The organism is Micromonospora sp. DT231 (assembly GCF_049847025.1).
Lineage (GTDB): Bacteria > Actinomycetota > Actinomycetes > Mycobacteriales > Micromonosporaceae > Micromonospora.
The window spans coordinates 60,154-75,342 of the sequence record NZ_JBNCNO010000003.1 but is presented as its reverse complement, the minus strand read 5'-3'; the positions used below and the strand labels follow the sequence as shown (position 1 = coordinate 75,342).

Below are 15,189 nucleotides of genomic sequence, written 5' to 3'. Positions count from 1 at the left end.
CCCGCCGAGCGCGGTGCGGTCCTTTCACCCCCCGAGTTGCGGAGTCCACGGGCAGAACACCTCGCGTGCGTCAAAGCCCCTGGCCGGCCTGGACACCGACACACGCCCTAGCGCAGTTGCGCGATTCTGGCCCGGGTGTCGGCCGGCGCCTCGGGGTGCCCGCGCTCGACGCCGGCCCGGACGTCGGCCAGTGTCGTGCCGGCCAACTCCCGCCGCCAGGCCAGGTCGGCGCCCCGCATGGCCTGGGCGAACGCGCAGGACTGCCGATAGTCGACACCCGCGTGCTCCCCCGGCCCGTGGCGAAGGATCTGGTCGCACTGGAAAAGCTCCTCGGGGCCCTCGACCGCGGTGACGATGTCCAGCAGGGAGACCGTCTCCGGCGCACGGGCCAGGTGGAAACCCCCGCGCGGACCCGAGGTCGACGTCAGGATCCCGGCCCGGACCAGGGCCTGGAGCAACTTGTTCAGGTAGGCCGGCGGCAGCTCGTAGAACGCCGCGAGGGCGCCCGTCGGCACCGGCGCGTCCAGCCAGCTCAGGTTGAGACACGTGTGGAGGGCCCGTTCGACACCCTGACTCATCCGCATAATCCTGGACCCTACCTGTCCAGGAATTGGGATCAGTATCACCCTCTCTGGCCTCGACCATTCCTGGACATCTAATGTCTAGAAATCAGCGATCATCGAGGGAGTCGACAATGACACTGGTACGCGCGGCCCAGGCCGAGGTTCTCGACAGCGACCCGACCAGCGTGATCACACTGCTCCTCGACCCGGAGCACACCGATGGCGCCCTGACCAGCAACCGCACCCTGCTCAAGCACGGCGCCGACGGCGCGCCACCACACCTGCACACCGGCTCCGGCGAGCTGTTCTTCGTGCTCGGCGGCGCCCTCGAGATGCTCGTGGGCGACGAGTTGCACACCCTGCACCGGGGAGACACGCTCTTCGTCCCGCCGAACACCCCGCACGCCTTCGCCCCCGCCGACGGACAGGACGCCGACTTTCTGGTGGTGATCACCCCCGGCAAGCCCCGGTTCGACTACTACCGGCTGCTCGACACGGTGCACCGGGGCGAAGCCACCTGGCAGGACGTCCGCGAGACCCAGGACCACTACGACAACCACTACGTGGACAGCCCGCTGTGGGCAGGCCGACGCGGCTGACCACGAGCCGCCAACCACGCGCCGACGGATCGGGAAACCCCGCCCCGCGGTGACGTGCCCCCTGCGCGTCGACCGATCGGCGCGCAGGGGGACGTGAGCCACCATGCCGGACTCACCCGGCTCGACGGGTCAGCAGCCGATCCGGCTGGTCCCCATCGCGACGTCGTCGTACCAGAGGGTGTCGGCCCCGCCGCCGTAGCTCTCCCAGCCCAGCTTGAGGTCGGTGAGCTGGGGCCGCCAGGTGCGGTTGTACCACTGGCCGTCGATGTCGTGCGTCGGTACGCCGTCCGCGGTCAGCCCGGTGATGGCGGCGCCGTCCAGCCAGGTACGGAGCTGACCCGCCGAGCCGTCCACCATGAACTCCAGGCAGGTCCACCGGTTGGTGGGCAGCGGAATGCTCTGCGCCACCCCCGCCGGGCTCTGCTCGGGCAGGGTCGCGTCGTCGGAGGCGCGGTTCCACTGCAGGGCGCCGTTCTGGCCACCGATCCGCAGGTCCTTGTTGCCGTCGGCGGCGTCGGTCATCGCCATCATCGTGGTGTGCTCGGTGGGCTGGGCCGTGGTGTGCCGTACCCAGATGCGGCCGTACCGGACACTGCCCAGGCTGCCGAGGTTCTTGGTGGACCTGATGAAGACGTGGTTGCAGTAGCCGGCCGCGCCGTTGATCCGGACCGCCCGGCTGCCGCTGTGCGTGGTGGCCGTGTCGATGGTGGCCGTGCCGGCGCCGGAACAGTCCGGGTTCACCACGGTCCAGTCGCCGGACGGCGTGGAGCCGGTCTGGTTCTCGAAGCCGTCGCAGAGCACCGCCCCGGCACACCCGGTCGGCGGCGGGGTGGTCGGCGGCGGCGTCGTGGGCGGCGCGCTGGTCGGCGGCGGCGTCGTCGGTGGCGCGCTGGTGGGTGGCGGCGTCGTCGGTGGCGCGCTGGTCGGCGGCGGCGTCGTCGGGTTCAACGTGGTGGGCACGCCGGTCGGGCTCGGCCCGGTGCCGTTGCACGGTACGCCGTTCAGGCTGAACCCGGTCGGCGCGCCACCGCTGGCGCCGTACGTGCCCTGCACGCCGAACTCGGCGACCCCGGCGGCCGGGATGCTGCCGTTGTACGACATGTTGCGGGCGGTCACCGTCGAGCCGGACTGGCTGACCGTGGCGTTCCAGCCGTTCGTGACACGTTCGTCGCCGGCGTACGTCCAGGTGACGGTCCAACTGGAGACGGCGGTGTCGCCGGGCGACACCTTCACGTTTGCGGTGAACCCGCCGGGCCACTGGTTGGGTGTGTAGTCGACCCGGCAGCCCTGGGCGGCTGCGGCCGGGCTGGTGAGCAGGACCGTTCCGGTCGCGGTCACGGCGGCCAGTGCGGCGACGACCGCCAGGGTCGGACCGGGGCGGGCGCGGAGAATCGTCATGAGAGGTCCTTCTGCCATCGAGCGGGAGGGTGGCGGCGCGGCGGCGCGCGTCCTGGACGGGACGCGGCACGCCAACGCGCCCTGGATGTGGCGCGGCGGCGCGCCACAACGGCTGGTCGGTGCGTACGACCGCGATGCCCGGCTCGGGTTGGACCTGTCAGTCGCCGACGCCCGGTTACCCGGAACCTCGGCGACGCCCCGCCTCAATCTATTGACGCGAAGCGATGTAATCAAGCGCCACCCGTCCGGGTGGGATCACGCCACGTGACGGCCGCCCACGCGTTATTCGGTGGACCGGTCGGCCCCGGCCGTGCCAGCGTGACCCGAAGCTGGACCCGGGCGACCATCCGCCCGGCGTCACCAGGGGCAACGAACGACCGACGGGAGCACGGCGATGCGCGGACTCGAAACCTTCCCGCCCATCCGGACGCGAGCTTTCGAGGACCCGTCAGCCCATGCAGACCATCAACCTCGGCATCGTCGCCCATGTCGACGCCGGTAAGACAAGCCTGACCGAACGCTTGCTGCACGCCACCGGAGTCATCGACCGGCTCGGCAGCGTCGACGCGGGCACCACCCAGACCGACACCGGCGACATCGAGCGCCGCCGGGGCATCACCATCCGCAGCGCCGTGGCCGCGTTCGGACTACCCGACCGCCAGGTCAACCTGCTCGACACCCCCGGGCACAGCGACTTCGTGGCCGAGGTCGAACGCGCGCTCGGGGTGCTCGACGCGGCGATCCTGGTGCTGTCGGCCGTCGAGGGAGTGCAACCGCACAGCCGACGGATCATGCGGATCCTCCGATCGCTCCGGCTACCCACACTGATCTTCGTGAACAAGATCGACCGGGTGGGCGCCCGCACCGACGAGCTGGTCGCGGACGTGCGCCGACTGCTCACCCCGGCCGTCGCCCCGCTGGGCACGGTCCGCGCGCCCGGCACCCCCGAGGCCACCTTCCGGCGAGACGATCCGCGGTACGACCACAGCGGCGCCCACCGGCTCGCCGAGGCCCTCGCCGAGCACGACGACGAGCTGCTGGCCGACCTGGTGGACGACCTGCCGCCCGACCCGGATCGGATCGACAGAGTGCTCCGGGTCCAGGTCGCGGCCGGGCGGATCCACCCCCTGCTGTTCGGCTCGGCGATGTCCGGAGCCGGCGTACCGGAGCTGCTGGACGCCATCGCGACCCTGCTCCCGACGTCACCACCGGCGGAACCCGAGCCGCGGGCCCGGGTCTTCGCCATCGAACGCGACCCGGCCGGCGAGCGCGTGGCGTACCTGCGCTCGTACGGCGGGCAGCTCCGGGCCCGCCAGCGGGTCGTCGCGTACCGCCGGGAACCGGACGGCCGGGTCACCGCGACCCGCGCTCGGATCACCGGGCTCGACGTGGTCGGCGCGGCCACCGACCGCGCCGAGCAGACCGGGCGGGACCATCCGCCGGCCGCGCTGACCGCCGGGTACATCGCCCGCGTCGCCGGCCTGACCGGGGTACGCCTCGGCGACCAGCTCGGCAGCCCGGCCGGCCTCGACGGGCGGTCGTACTTCCCGGCGCCGACCCTGGAGGCGGTGGTGCGACCCCGTGATCCGGCCCGGACGCTGGCCCTGCACGCCGCGCTGCTCGACATCGCGGACACCGACCCGTTCATCCGGACCCGGGTGGCCCCGGACGGCGGCACGAGTGTGCTGCTCTACGGAGAGGTGCAGCGGGAGGTGCTGGCCGCCACGCTGGCCGAGGCGTACGGGATCGAGGCCGAGTTCGGGTCGGGTCGACTGATGCACGTCGAGCGGCCAACCGGCACCGGCGCGGCGGTGGAGATCATCGGGCACGGCTTCTTCGGCACGGTCGGGCTCCGGATCGAACCCGGCTCCGGGGTGGAGTACCGGCTGGAGGTCGAACTCGGCTCGCTGCCGCTGTCGTTCCACAAGGCCATCGAGGAGGCCACCCGGGCCGCTCTCGACCAGGGCTGCCACGGCTGGCCGGTCACCGACATCCGGGTCACCCTCACCCACAGCGGCTACTGGTCGCCGATCACCACGGCCGGGCACTTCCGGGACCTGACGCCGTACGTCCTCATGCGGGCGCTCGCCGAGACGGGCACCCGGGTCTTCGAGCCGTGCCGCCGGTTCGAGGCGGAGGTACCGACCGACCGGCTCGGCGCGGTCACGTCGTACCTGGGCCGGCTCGGCGCCCGGATCGACGGCACCGACGAGAGCGCCGCAGGTTGGCGGATCGGCGGGGTGCTGCCGGCGCGGCGCGAACCGGAGGCGCAGCGGCGGCTGCCGGACCTGTCCAGCGGGGAGGGGCTGTGGTCGTCGGCACCCGGCGGGGACCGCCCGGTGTCCGGCGACCCGCCGTGTCGCCCCCGCACCGACGGCAACCCGTTCGACCGGGTGGAGTATCTGCGCTTCCTCGCCCAACCACGGAGCCGGCCCTGAAGCTGGCCGCACGGGCGCGCTCAGCCGACCTCGGGGGCGCGGCGAGCCGTACCGAACCGCCGTTGGTAGGCGGCGGGACTGATCGACAGCTTCCTGGCGAAGACCCGTCGCATGCTCTCGTAGCTGGGGAACCCGGCGAGGGTCGCGGCCTGTGTCGCGGTGTGGCCCTGGTCGAGCAGCGCCCGGGCCAGGTCGAATCGGATGCTCTCCACGTAGCGGGCCGGGGTCGTGGACAGCTCGTCGTGGAAGAGCCGGGTGAGCTGTCGGGTGCTCACGTTGAGGCGTCTCGCGAGTTGACCGAGTGAGTGGTCGCCGCGGGGGTCCGCCGTCACCAGGTCGGTGACTCGCCGCAGAGCCGGTGAGCGCGGCGGCGGCCCCTGCAACGGCGCGGAGAACTGGGACTGGCCGCCCGCACGCTGCATGTACACCACGAGGGCGCGGGCGACGTCACGCGTCAGGTCTGGCCCGTGGTCCTCTTCGACGAGGGCGAGCGCCAGATCGATGCCGGCGGTCACTCCCGCCGAGGTGTACGTGGTGCCGTCGCGGACGTAGATCGCGTCGGGCTCGACCCGGCAGGTCGGACACCGGGCGGCGAGCTCGTGCGCGACCTGCCAGTGCGTGGTCGCGCGCTTGCCGTCGAGGAGGCCGGCGGCGGCGAGGACGAACGCCCCGGTGCAGATCGACGCGACCCGGCCGGCCGTGGCCGCCGGTATCCGTGCGGCGTCCGCCAGGTCGACGGGGACGTGGGCGCGCGGGTAGTGATCCGACCCGGCCACCAGCAGGGTGTCGAAAGCCGGCCCCGGGGAGACGGCATCGTCGACCGCCATCCGAATCCCGAGACTCGACGTGACGTCCGCGCCGGTCGGCGACAGCAGCATGATCCGGTAGTCGGCGCCGAACCGGTTCGCCTCCTTGAACACCTCCGCCGGGCCGGCGACGTCGAGCAACGTCACTCCGTCGTAGACGAGGATCGCGACGGAATGGGGGCCGCCGTTCACCACCGCGGTCTGCTCGGCGCCGGACGCGCGCGGTGGGAGGCCCGGCTCCGACGGTCGCGACCGGCACCGGGCCGGCGAGCCGGAGGAATGGACACGATTCATCTGTAGCACGCCGCCGTGTGACGGGCCGCACCTCCGCGATCTCAGCCCGTCCGGATATGAGGGTTTCCTGGCCGGAGAAGGGCGGCGGCGTACGACGATCGGGGGGCAGCATGGGGTCGCAAGCAGCTACCGACACGTTTCCGAAAGGCCAGGAACCATGCCAGAGGTCATCGCGGGGTTGGCGATTCCGGACACCACAGCCGTCACGGAGGCGACCAGGCACATCCAGGAGACGGCCGGGCCTCTCCTCTACCACCACTCCCGCAGGGTCTATCTCTTCGGCCTGATGCACGCGCACCGGCTTGGCGTGGAACCGGACCCGGAGTTGCTCTATCTGTCGGCGATATTCCACGACTCCGGTCTGCTGACCCCCTTTTCCGACGTCGAGCAGCGCTTCGAGATCGATGGCGCCGACCACGCCCGCAGGTTCCTCCTCGACCGGGGTTTCCCGACGGCCGCCGTCGAGACCGTCTGGACGGCGATCGCGCTGCACACCACGCCGGGTGTTCCCGACCGGATGGGCCCGGAGATCGCCACCACCTACCTCGGTGTCCTCACCGACGTGCTCGGCCTCGGCCTGGACGGACTGGACCGCGGTCAGTTGGACGCCATCCTCGCCGCCCATCCACGGGGTGACTTCAAGGACGAGTTTCTGCGAGCCCACGTCGACGGGCTGAAGAATCGTCCCGACACCACGAACGGCACCGTGAACTCCGACATCCTCGAACACTTCATCCCCGGCTTCCAGCGGGTGACGACCGTCGAGCGGATCGTCGGATCGCCCTGGCCGAGCTGAACCGCCGGTCCCCACCGGCACGCCCACCGACGAACTCTCTGGAAAGGCTTCGAGCATGCGAGCGATCACCGTGCGCGACCGTAGCGCGGGTGTCGGCGGGCTCACCCTGACCGACATGCCCTACCCGCACGCCGCGGAGAACGACGTCATCGTGCGTGTGCACGCCGCCGGCTTCACGCCCGGAGAGCTCGACTGGCCGGCAACGTGGTCCGATCGCGCCGGCCGCGACCGGACCCCCACCATCCCCGGGCACGAGTTGTCCGGGGTCGTGGTCGAACTCGGCTACGGCACCACCGGCCTCACGGTGGGCCAGCGGGTGTTCGGACTCACCGACTGGGCTCGCAACGGATCCCTGGCCGAGTACTGCGCGGTGGAGGCCCGCAACCTCGCCCCGCTCCCGGCCGGGATCGACCACACGGTGGCCGCGGCGCTTCCCATCTCCGGACTGACCGCGTGGCAGGGGCTCTTCGACCACGCCCATCTGACGACCGGCCAGACCGTCCTCATCCACGGCGCCGCGGGTGGCGTCGGCTCGATCGCCGTCCAACTCGCTCGGGAGGTGGGCGCCCACGTGATCGGCACCGGCCGCGCCGACGACCGCGCCGCCGCGCTCGCCCTCGGCGCGCAGACCTTCGTCGACCTGGCGGCGGACGAGCTGCGGCACGTCGGCGAGGTGGACGTGGTGCTCGACGTCATCGGCGGCGACATCCTCGAACGATCGACCGACCTGGTACGCCCGGGTGGAACCCTGGTCACCATCGCCATGCCGCCCACCGTCCAGCCGAGGAACGGGCGAGCCATCTTCTTCGTCGTCGAACCTGATCGCGCCCGGCTGACCGACCTCGCCCAGCGCCTCCGGAGCGGGCGGCTCAACCCCGTCGTCGGGGCGGTGCGCCCGCTTTCCGAAACGGCCGCCGCATTTGCCCCCACCCGCCGTACACCGGGCAAGACGATCATCCAGGTGGTGGACGGACAGGGGACGCCGCAGTCGTGACCCGTACGCGATCGGCAGCGGCGCGCTGATCGCCGGCGCAGATCCTGGTCGGTCCACCGTGGACGCATCCGGTAGGTGGTTCGCCAACGCCTAGGCTGTGGTGACCGAGCATGCCGAGAATGAGGAGTGCGCCCTGATGCGCTCGACGACGATCCTGTTGGAGCGCCTGCTCGCGGCCGGGATGGGCGAGGTCGTCGCGGTGGAGCCGGTGGCCGGCGGGGTCGCGGCGGTCGCGGGCATAGCCACCCGTCGGGACGCGCCGCCGGTGTTCGTCAAGGCCTTCGCCGACGCGCCGGCCGACGGCGTCTTCCGGGCGGAGGCCGACGGGCTTGCCGCCCTGCGCGAGCTCGGCGGCGTGCCGACACCCGAGGTGCTCCTGGCGGACCGTGGACTGCTCGTGTTGTCGGTGTTGCACCCGAGGCCGCACAGCGAGACCTTCTGGGAGCGGCTCGCGCACCTGCTCGCCGACATGCACCTGAACACGACCCATCCCCGCTTCGGTTGGCACCACGACAACTGGCTGGGCCGCCGCCGCCAGATCAACACGTGGCAGGACGACGGCCACGTGTTCTTCGCGGAGCACCGGCTGCTCCGGTGGCTCGGGGAGCCCCGGGTGGAGGCGGCACTCGACGCCGCAGACCGGGCGGCCCTGGAACGGCTCTGTCACCGGCTGCCCGACCTGCTGCCGGACCGGCCCGCGTGCCTGACGCACGGCGACCTGTGGACCCAGAACATCCTGGCCACCGCGGACGGGCAGCCGGCGCTCATCGACCCGGCGGTGTCCTACACGTGGGCCGAGGTCGACCTCGCCCACGTGTGGTCCACCTCGCCCCCGCCGGAGGCGCGACGGTTCTTCGAGGTCTACGCGGACCGGACCGCGCTCGACGCCGACTGGCGCGCTCGGATGCCGATCATCCAGCTACGACAACACCTCGCCGTACTGGCGCAGTTCGACGACGACTGGGGCGCGGCCGACCAGATCCGGGCCGTGCTCGCCCCGTTCCGGACGCGTACCTGACCCGAGGCCCCGGCGGTCACCCACTCCCCCCGCTGACGACCGCCATCATGATCAACATACGCCGCCGCCGCTGACTCATCAGCGCGAAACAGGCGGCGAGCACCACCAACTCCACCTCGGCCCACTCGCCGGTGACGTCGACGCGGATCGGCCCACTCGATCGGCGAGAAAGACGCACCGCGATGCGGTGCCCGTCGCGTACCAGCTCACCGCCGCCACGACCGGGCGACCAACGCGCCACCCCGCCGGGCCCCGGCACGTGTGACCGACTCGGGTCGAGTCGCACCGCCACGCCGTGCTCGCCCCGGGCGATGAACCCGATGCGTCGGCGGTCGGCCGGTTCGACAGTCCAGCGGCCGGTGCCGGTGCGGATCTCACCGCACCGCCAGGTCCAGCCGGTACGCAGCGAGGCGCACGGCCCGGAGTCGAGGACGAAGGCGCCATCCTGCTTCCGTAGGGTCAGCGCGGTCATCGGTCCAGCCCCTTCGGGCGCGAGCGGGGCAGGCCGAGGATGAGGGCGACGCCGACGCTCAGGTGCAGCAGCGCGAGAGTCGCCTTCACTCCCCCGCCGACGCCGCTCGGCGGCCCGACCAGGAGCGACAGCAGCAGGACCACGACCGCGACCGAGGTCCACCAGACACGGGGACGGTTGGTCAGGCGTTCCAGCGCCGCGAGCAGCGCCCAACCGGCCAGCGCCGCGACCGCGGCGGCCACGACGACCGCGGCCACGGTGACCTGCCGGGTCGAACTTCCCGACCGGACCGCCAGGTCGACGCCCGCCACCGAGTGCAGAAGCGCGAACTCGGCCGTCGCCACCAGGATCGTGCCGGCCGCCACCGCGGCTCGTCGTGGGAGAAGGTTGTTCGTCATGCACCGAGTCTGCGGACCGTGGCCGGCCGGACACGTCGGTCCGGACGCCGCGGCACGTACGTCCGCCGGCGCTGAGGCGTACTACCAAAGGAGGTGGTCCGCCCCGCCGCGAGCCCAGTAGCCTGCGCGAATGGATACGGCGACGTGCGAGGTAGCGCAGCCGAGGATGTGGCGTTCCGTCCCGGTGGGCCTGACGACCGTGGCGGTCGGCGTCCTCGTCGCGTCCATGCTGTGGTCCGCCGCCCGCTCCAGCTCCGCCGCCCTGGTCGGCACCGACGTCGCCCTGGCGGTGGCCGCCCTGATCCTCGTACCGGTGGTCGTCCGCCGCCCGGAGATCGGTGGCGTGCTGGCCGGCCTGCTCGTCGCGCTCTCCCCGGTGGCCACGCCGGTGGCCAGCTTCGCGGTGCTGTTCACCGCCCGCAACCGGCCGTTTCGGCAGGCAGCGACGACGGCGGCGGTCGGCGTGGCGGGCGAGGCGGTACAGGCGTTCTGGCGGCCGGTGCCCAGCCTGCCGTACGGGTGGCGGCTGCTGCTGATGGCGATCGCGTACGCGGCCCTGCTCGGCTGGGGCACCTGGGCGCAGGCCCGGCACGCCCTGCTGGCAGCACTGCGGGATCGGGCCCGGCGGGCCGAGCAGGAGCAGGAACGACGGGTCGTCGAGGCGCGGGCGGCCGAGCGCAGCCGGATCGCGCGGGAGATGCACGACGTGCTGGCCCACCGGCTGTCACTGCTGGCGGCGGCCGCCGGCGCGATGGAGTACCGGCCCGACGCACCGCCCGAGCGGCTCAGCGCCGCCGCCGGGGTGATCCGGGCCAGCGCGCACCACGCCCTCGACGAACTGCGCGAGGTCATCACGCTGCTGCGCCGCGACGACGCCGAGTCGCCGACCGACGCACCGCCCGGGCAGACCCTCGCCGACCTGCCGCGCCTGCTCGACGAGGCTCGGGCCGCCGGGCAACAGATCGAGGTCGACGACCCGCTCGGGCCGCCGGTCGAGATTCCCCCGGCGGTGGGCCGCACCGCGTACCGGATCGCACAGGAGGCACTGACGAACGCCCGCAAGCACGCGGCCGGGCAGCCGGTCCGGCTGGTGTTCGGCGGTGCGCCCGGCTCCGGCCTGAGCATCGCGGTGAGCAACCCGACCACGCCCGACAGCGGCGCCACCGGCAGCGTCGGCACCGGTCTGATCGGGCTCGCCGAACGTGCCGCGCTCACCGGTGGTCGCGTCGCGCACCACGTGGACGCCGCGGGGCGTTTCCACCTCACCGCGTGGCTGCCGTGGCCGACGTGACGGGTCCGATCCGGGTCGTCATCGTCGACGACGATCCCCTCGTCCGGGGGATGCTCACGCTGATGCTCGACGGCGCCGACGGGATCGTCGTCGTGGGCGAGGCCGCCGACGGCGCCACGGCGATCACCGCTGTGGACCGGCACATGCCCGACGTGGTGCTGATGGACATCAGGATGCCCGGCGTGAACGGCATCACCGCCACCGAGCGCCTGCGTCGCCGGCACCGGCCACCCGAGATCATCGTGCTCACCACGTTCGACACCGACGAGCACGTCGTGCGAGCCCTCCACGCCGGTGCCAGCGGCTTCCTGCTCAAGGACACCCCGCCGGAGCAGATCAGCCAGGCCGTCCGCGCGGTCGCCGCCGGTCACCCGATGCTGTCTCCGGGCGTGACGCGCCGCCTCATGCAGCGGGTCGCCTCCGGGGCCGCGTCCTACGAGCGGGCGCGCGAGCGCCTGGCCCTGCTCACGCCCCGGGAACGCGACGTCGTGCTGGCCATCGCCCAGGGGCGCTCCAACGCCGAGATCGCCGGTGAACTGCTGATGAGCGTGACGACGGTGAAGGCCCACGTCTCGCACATCCTGACCAAGCTGGATCTCGACAACCGTACCCAGATCGCCCTGCTCGCCCACGACGGCCGGCTCCTCTGACCAGGGTCTGGGCGCTCGGATCGGGCAGCCGACCGCCGAGTGCCGGAGCCGTCCGCGCCCCACGAACGCGGGTCAAGTCGGGGATACTCTCGCCGTGCGCAACGACCTCGACCAGATCGAAGCGGCATTCGTCGGCACGCCACTTGCCGGTCTGCCGATCGGGCACGGCCCGTCGGGCACGGTCCTCGTCGCCGACCTCGACCCCGAGCGCCTGCGGGAGGCGTGGCAGGCGGCCGACGCACTGGTGCCGGTCACCGGACGGCTGCCGGTCCTGGTCACCGACGACTTCGACGACACGATGACGATTCGGCCGGAGCCCGAGCGGGGGCCGTCGACGTCGGAGCTGCACGCGTTCGTCGAGGCCGCGCGGTCCTCCGAACCCTGGTCGGCCTTCCGCCACTACAGCGAGGACCACGTGGCCGACGAGGACGAGATCGAGTTCCACGCGCGCGGCGTGGCCGGTGTCGACCTGTCGGCCCTGGTGACGGATGTGGTGCTGCCGACTCCGGTCCCCGAGCTGGAACGGACCCTGTACGAGCGGCTGCTCGCCGACACCGAGCTGCACGCCCGGGTGCTGGATGGCGTGCGGTTGGTGACGCAGTACGACTACTGGTACACGCCGGACAGCGTTCTGCTCATGTTGCTGCCCACCGCTGACGTGCACGCTTCCGCGTACTGGGTGGACTTCTTCGGTGCGTTGACCCGGGAGGACCAGCAGCAGCTCGCCGAGGTGCTGGCGCAGTGGCGGCACCTGTGGGATGCCCGTCTGGTCGCGTCGTGGGGCACCATGCTCCAGTTCCAGGTGGGTCGTCGCCCGACGGCGGGCGACGACGCGTGGGCCGCGGCCGGCCAGCTCAAGGCACTCGCCCCGAACCTCGAGCTGAGCCGGTGGGAGGTCGCCGTCGCCCTGCCCGCCGGAGACGCGTGGTTCGTGCACAACCGCCCCTGACGTTGATCGACTCGGTCTTCCTGAAACCGGGGTGTCCGGGCTCGACGGACACCCCGGTTTCGGCGAAGCCGCTGCCGAGGTCCTGGATCAGGACCCGACGGGGACGCTTGTCGTGGTGCCGTCGGCACCACTGACACGTACGTCGGTGGCGGCGGCGGGAAGGAGCGCCGCGTTACGGCCGGCGTCCTGCCACTGACCGCCGGCGACCCGGTAACTCAACGCCGACCCCTCGGCGGCGACCAGAACACCCTGGTCGTCGGGCAGTCGTAGCCGCACCGGCAGCGGCGCCAGCCAGTCCACAGTCGTGCTGGCGACCACTTCGAAGGGCAGGTTCCTGCCGGCGAGCAGGGCGATGACGCGGGTCGGGTCGTCGTCGTACTGGATGGTTTCCACGAGGAGCCGCCGGCCGTCGGGGGTTGCCCCGTAGACCGACAGACGGGGAGATCCGTTGTGCGTGTGCGCGCCCACCGGGTCGAGGTAGTCGGCGATGGCCTCGGTTGGCGCGCTCACCTGCTCGGCAGCCGGGTCGCTGCCCCACACCTGCTGCGCGCCCGGCAACAGGTGGCGGAACAGCGGTGACGCCGGCCGGTCCTGGCCGTCAGGCGCGAGGATCAGTTCGGTGTTGTTGATGTGGATCACGTTCGCCGGGCTGACCGGCGTCCGGGACAGCGCGACGGTGAGCTTCGTGCGCTGCGGCGCCACCGGCAGCACCGCCGCGCCGTCTCGGAACGCCACCGGAGTGAAGGTCCGCTCGACCTTGCCGTCGGGTAGATACCGCAGGTCCGCCGAGAACTCCACCTGTTGCCCGAAGTCGAGCACCAGCAGGACGTCGCGCTGCGATCCGAGCAGCGCCGCCTGCTCGAGGCCATCCGTTCCGGAACCGTCGACCTGCGTCAGGGTGCCGATGCGTGGGCCGTCGGCGGTGGGTTCGACGAACCCCACGGATGTGCCGTTCGTGCTGCCGCCCACGACGTAGGCGGCCGGGCCAGCGGGTGTGTTACCGGCCCAGACGACGTGCGGCTCGCCGCGCTTCGTCTCACCGAAATGCTTCAGCCGGCGCTCCCACGCCTCGTCGACCTGCCGCAGGTAGCCGTCGTCGTCGGCCAGGTCACCGCGGGTGGGCTCGTCGAACAGCGGCGCCACGGCCGGCGCCGCACCTCCGTCGCCGGCCAGTCGGAGCCCGCCGGCCACGGGGAGGGCCACCACGGCCACGCAGACGGCCGCCAACACGGCCCGGCGGCGCACCAACCGGCGCCCTCCACCCCGACGTACCGCACCCAGCAGCCCCGCCGGGACGGCCAGGTCATCCGTCGCGCGACGCAGGATCTCGCGCACCTCACTGTCGTTGACTGTCATCGCGCACTCCTGGATTCGGTGATGGGCATGGCGAGACCTGATTCCGCGAGCGCCTCCCGCAGCCGGGCCAACCCACGCGAGGCGTGACTCTTCACCGCACCCGTGGAGCACCCCATGGCCGCCGCGACGTCGGCGACCGGCAGATCTTCCAGGTAACGCAGCACAACCACGGCCCGCTGCCGAGCCGGCAACGCCCGCAACGCCCCGACGACCAGTTCACGAACCGCGACGGCGTCGGCGTGGTCCCGGGCAACCCCGTCGTGGTCACCCAGCGCCCGCTCCGGACGCCGGGCACGCCAACGCCACCTGTTGATCGACCGATTCACCAGCGCACGTCGCGCGTACGCCTCCGGGCTGCTCCGCACCCGCCGCCAGCGCACGTACACCTGCTCCAACACCTCCTGGAGCAGGTCCTCCGCCGCGTGCCGATCCCCGGTCAACAGGAAGGCAACCCGCAGCAGCACCACCGACCGTGTGCGAACGAAGTCATCGAACTCCGCCCCACGCGAATCACTCATCGGACCTCCCGGGCCTCGTCACCAAGCAAGACACCGCGTCGGCCCGCGCGGTTTACCGGTCCGGCGATTCGTCTGACCGCCGGGTTTCGCCGCCTGTCGCTTTCGGGTAGCGGATGGTTCATGAACCGCAATCTCGTCAAGGCACTCCAGGTTGCCTGGGGCATGCCGGAGTTCCGCAGCGGGTTGCGCCACCTCATCGATCTCGACGAGGTGGCGGTACTGCTGGCCACGCTGTCCGTCGCGGATCATGACCGCGAGGTCGAGCGCAGCCTGGTGAACCTGCTGCGCTCAGCCCTGGACACGATGGAGATTCGGGAAGCCGTGTTGCTGCTGCTGGAGCAGGACGAGGTGCGCCGGCCACTCGTCGCGGCGGCGGTGGAGCCGCTCGCCGACCGCCCGGGTCAGGCCGTCGCCATCGCCTCGGCTGCCGACGATCCCGCGGTGCGGCGTGAGCTGCGAGCCGTGCTGGACAGCGCCACCGTGCGCGAGCTGATCTGGCAGGCGCTCGACAACCAGGCACGCGACAACCGGTTCGGTCTGATCCGCCAGGTTGCCGTGCTGTTCGTGCGGCATCCGAGCGTCCGGCGGCTCGTGTGGGCCGCCCGTCGGCACGGCGTGTTGCGCGAACTACGGCGCAAGCCCTGATCCG

16 protein-coding genes are annotated in these 15,189 nt (G+C 72.1%); 9 read left to right on the top strand and 7 right to left on the bottom strand.

The genetic code is table 11. From position 1 onward, the window contains the following. Nucleotides 1-107: 107 nt before the first annotated feature. The gene (locus ACPXBU_RS08585; protein ID WP_425757627.1) at nt 108-578 is read right to left on the bottom strand and encodes an RrF2 family transcriptional regulator; all 471 of its coding nucleotides are present in this window, start codon (nt 576-578) and stop codon (nt 108-110) included. A 116-nt stretch (nt 579-694) separates the two neighbouring features. On the opposite strand from ACPXBU_RS08585, the gene ACPXBU_RS08580 reads away from it, so the two are divergent. Then, nucleotides 695-1,162, top strand: a complete 468-nt coding sequence (locus tag ACPXBU_RS08580) for a cupin domain-containing protein (protein ID WP_425757626.1) — start codon at nt 695-697, stop codon at nt 1,160-1,162. A 129-nt stretch (nt 1,163-1,291) separates the two neighbouring features. On the opposite strand, the gene ACPXBU_RS08575 is transcribed toward ACPXBU_RS08580, so the two are convergent. Beyond that, a complete protein-coding gene (locus ACPXBU_RS08575) occupies nt 1,292-2,560 on the bottom strand; it encodes a cellulose-binding domain-containing protein (RefSeq protein ID WP_425757625.1) in 1,269 nt (422 codons plus the stop codon). 455 nt (nt 2,561-3,015) lie between these two features. On the opposite strand from ACPXBU_RS08575, the gene ACPXBU_RS08570 reads away from it, so the two are divergent. Next, nucleotides 3,016-4,998, top strand: a complete 1,983-nt coding sequence (locus tag ACPXBU_RS08570) for a GTP-binding protein (protein WP_425757624.1) — start codon at nt 3,016-3,018, stop codon at nt 4,996-4,998. Nucleotides 4,999-5,018: 20 nt separating this feature from the next. On the opposite strand, the gene ACPXBU_RS08565 is transcribed toward ACPXBU_RS08570, so the two are convergent. Further along, on the bottom strand, nt 5,019-6,098 hold the full coding sequence (locus ACPXBU_RS08565) for a GlxA family transcriptional regulator (protein WP_393367219.1): 1,080 nt from the start codon (nt 6,096-6,098) through the stop codon (nt 5,019-5,021). 157 nt (nt 6,099-6,255) lie between these two features. Here ACPXBU_RS08565 and ACPXBU_RS08560 point away from each other — a divergent pair, with 157 nt between their 5' ends. The 3 genes from ACPXBU_RS08560 (at nt 6,256) to ACPXBU_RS08550 (ending at nt 8,906) form a co-directional block, all read left to right on the top strand. Next, nucleotides 6,256-6,894, top strand: a complete 639-nt coding sequence (locus ACPXBU_RS08560; protein WP_425757623.1) for an HD domain-containing protein — start codon at nt 6,256-6,258, stop codon at nt 6,892-6,894. Nucleotides 6,895-6,949: 55 nt separating this feature from the next. After that, nucleotides 6,950-7,888, top strand: coding sequence for an NADP-dependent oxidoreductase (locus tag ACPXBU_RS08555; RefSeq protein ID WP_425757622.1), 939 nt, complete (start codon nt 6,950-6,952; stop codon nt 7,886-7,888). Between the two features lie 136 nt (nt 7,889-8,024). Beyond that, nucleotides 8,025-8,906, top strand: coding sequence for a fructosamine kinase family protein (locus ACPXBU_RS08550; RefSeq protein ID WP_425757621.1), 882 nt, complete (start codon nt 8,025-8,027; stop codon nt 8,904-8,906). Between the two features lie 16 nt (nt 8,907-8,922). Here ACPXBU_RS08550 and ACPXBU_RS08545 read toward each other — a convergent pair whose 3' ends face one another. Both ACPXBU_RS08545 and ACPXBU_RS08540 read right to left on the bottom strand, forming a co-directional pair. Then, the gene (locus tag ACPXBU_RS08545; RefSeq protein ID WP_393367214.1) at nt 8,923-9,378 is read right to left on the bottom strand and encodes a hypothetical protein; all 456 of its coding nucleotides are present in this window, start codon (nt 9,376-9,378) and stop codon (nt 8,923-8,925) included. Next, a complete protein-coding gene (locus ACPXBU_RS08540; protein ID WP_425757620.1) occupies nt 9,375-9,776 on the bottom strand; it encodes a DUF6069 family protein in 402 nt (133 codons plus the stop codon). The genes ACPXBU_RS08545 and ACPXBU_RS08540 overlap by 4 nt, the downstream gene beginning before the upstream one ends. Before the next feature lie 130 nt (nt 9,777-9,906). On the opposite strand from ACPXBU_RS08540, the gene ACPXBU_RS08535 reads away from it, so the two are divergent. The 3 genes from ACPXBU_RS08535 (at nt 9,907) to ACPXBU_RS08525 (ending at nt 12,666) form a co-directional block, all read left to right on the top strand. After that, nucleotides 9,907-11,067: a sensor histidine kinase gene (locus ACPXBU_RS08535; RefSeq protein WP_425757619.1), complete on the top strand. Its 1,161-nt coding sequence runs from the start codon at nt 9,907-9,909 to the stop codon at nt 11,065-11,067. Next, on the top strand, nt 11,055-11,717 hold the full coding sequence (locus tag ACPXBU_RS08530) for a response regulator (protein WP_393367211.1): 663 nt from the start codon (nt 11,055-11,057) through the stop codon (nt 11,715-11,717). The genes ACPXBU_RS08535 and ACPXBU_RS08530 overlap by 13 nt, the downstream gene beginning before the upstream one ends. 94 nt (nt 11,718-11,811) lie before the next feature. Further along, entirely contained in the window at nt 11,812-12,666 is an 855-nt protein-coding gene (locus tag ACPXBU_RS08525) for a DUF4253 domain-containing protein (RefSeq protein ID WP_425757618.1), read from the top strand. 87 nt (nt 12,667-12,753) lie between these two features. On the opposite strand, the gene ACPXBU_RS08520 is transcribed toward ACPXBU_RS08525, so the two are convergent. After that, nucleotides 12,754-14,022: a hypothetical protein gene (locus ACPXBU_RS08520; protein ID WP_425757617.1), complete on the bottom strand. Its 1,269-nt coding sequence runs from the start codon at nt 14,020-14,022 to the stop codon at nt 12,754-12,756. Beyond that, complete coding sequence (locus ACPXBU_RS08515) at nt 14,019-14,540, bottom strand: SigE family RNA polymerase sigma factor (RefSeq protein WP_425757616.1); 522 nt, start codon at nt 14,538-14,540, stop codon at nt 14,019-14,021. Before ACPXBU_RS08515 ends, ACPXBU_RS08520 begins: the two co-directional genes overlap by 4 nt. A 120-nt stretch (nt 14,541-14,660) precedes the next feature. On the opposite strand from ACPXBU_RS08515, the gene ACPXBU_RS08510 reads away from it, so the two are divergent. Beyond that, nucleotides 14,661-15,185: a hypothetical protein gene (locus ACPXBU_RS08510; RefSeq protein WP_425757615.1), complete on the top strand. Its 525-nt coding sequence runs from the start codon at nt 14,661-14,663 to the stop codon at nt 15,183-15,185. Nucleotides 15,186-15,189 lie beyond the last annotated feature (4 nt).

Excerpts from the sequence above, each read along its gene's own strand:
- ACPXBU_RS08585 (WP_425757627.1), bottom strand. The coding sequence starts at position 578 with ATGAGTCAGGGTGTCGAACGGGCCCTCCACACGTGTCTCAACCTGAGC.
- ACPXBU_RS08580 (WP_425757626.1), top strand. The coding sequence starts at position 695 with ATGACACTGGTACGCGCGGCCCAGGCCGAGGTTCTCGACAGCGACCCG.
- ACPXBU_RS08575 (WP_425757625.1), bottom strand. The coding sequence starts at position 2,560 with ATGACGATTCTCCGCGCCCGCCCCGGTCCGACCCTGGCGGTCGTCGCC.
- ACPXBU_RS08570 (WP_425757624.1), top strand. The coding sequence starts at position 3,016 with ATGCAGACCATCAACCTCGGCATCGTCGCCCATGTCGACGCCGGTAAG.
- ACPXBU_RS08565 (WP_393367219.1), bottom strand. The coding sequence starts at position 6,098 with ATGAATCGTGTCCATTCCTCCGGCTCGCCGGCCCGGTGCCGGTCGCGA.
- ACPXBU_RS08560 (WP_425757623.1), top strand. The coding sequence starts at position 6,256 with ATGCCAGAGGTCATCGCGGGGTTGGCGATTCCGGACACCACAGCCGTC.
- ACPXBU_RS08555 (WP_425757622.1), top strand. The coding sequence starts at position 6,950 with ATGCGAGCGATCACCGTGCGCGACCGTAGCGCGGGTGTCGGCGGGCTC.
- ACPXBU_RS08550 (WP_425757621.1), top strand. The coding sequence starts at position 8,025 with ATGCGCTCGACGACGATCCTGTTGGAGCGCCTGCTCGCGGCCGGGATG.
- ACPXBU_RS08545 (WP_393367214.1), bottom strand. The coding sequence starts at position 9,378 with ATGACCGCGCTGACCCTACGGAAGCAGGATGGCGCCTTCGTCCTCGAC.
- ACPXBU_RS08540 (WP_425757620.1), bottom strand. The coding sequence starts at position 9,776 with ATGACGAACAACCTTCTCCCACGACGAGCCGCGGTGGCGGCCGGCACG.
- ACPXBU_RS08535 (WP_425757619.1), top strand. The coding sequence starts at position 9,907 with ATGGATACGGCGACGTGCGAGGTAGCGCAGCCGAGGATGTGGCGTTCC.
- ACPXBU_RS08520 (WP_425757617.1), bottom strand. The coding sequence starts at position 14,022 with ATGACAGTCAACGACAGTGAGGTGCGCGAGATCCTGCGTCGCGCGACG.
- ACPXBU_RS08515 (WP_425757616.1), bottom strand. The coding sequence starts at position 14,540 with ATGAGTGATTCGCGTGGGGCGGAGTTCGATGACTTCGTTCGCACACGG.
- ACPXBU_RS08510 (WP_425757615.1), top strand. The coding sequence starts at position 14,661 with ATGAACCGCAATCTCGTCAAGGCACTCCAGGTTGCCTGGGGCATGCCG.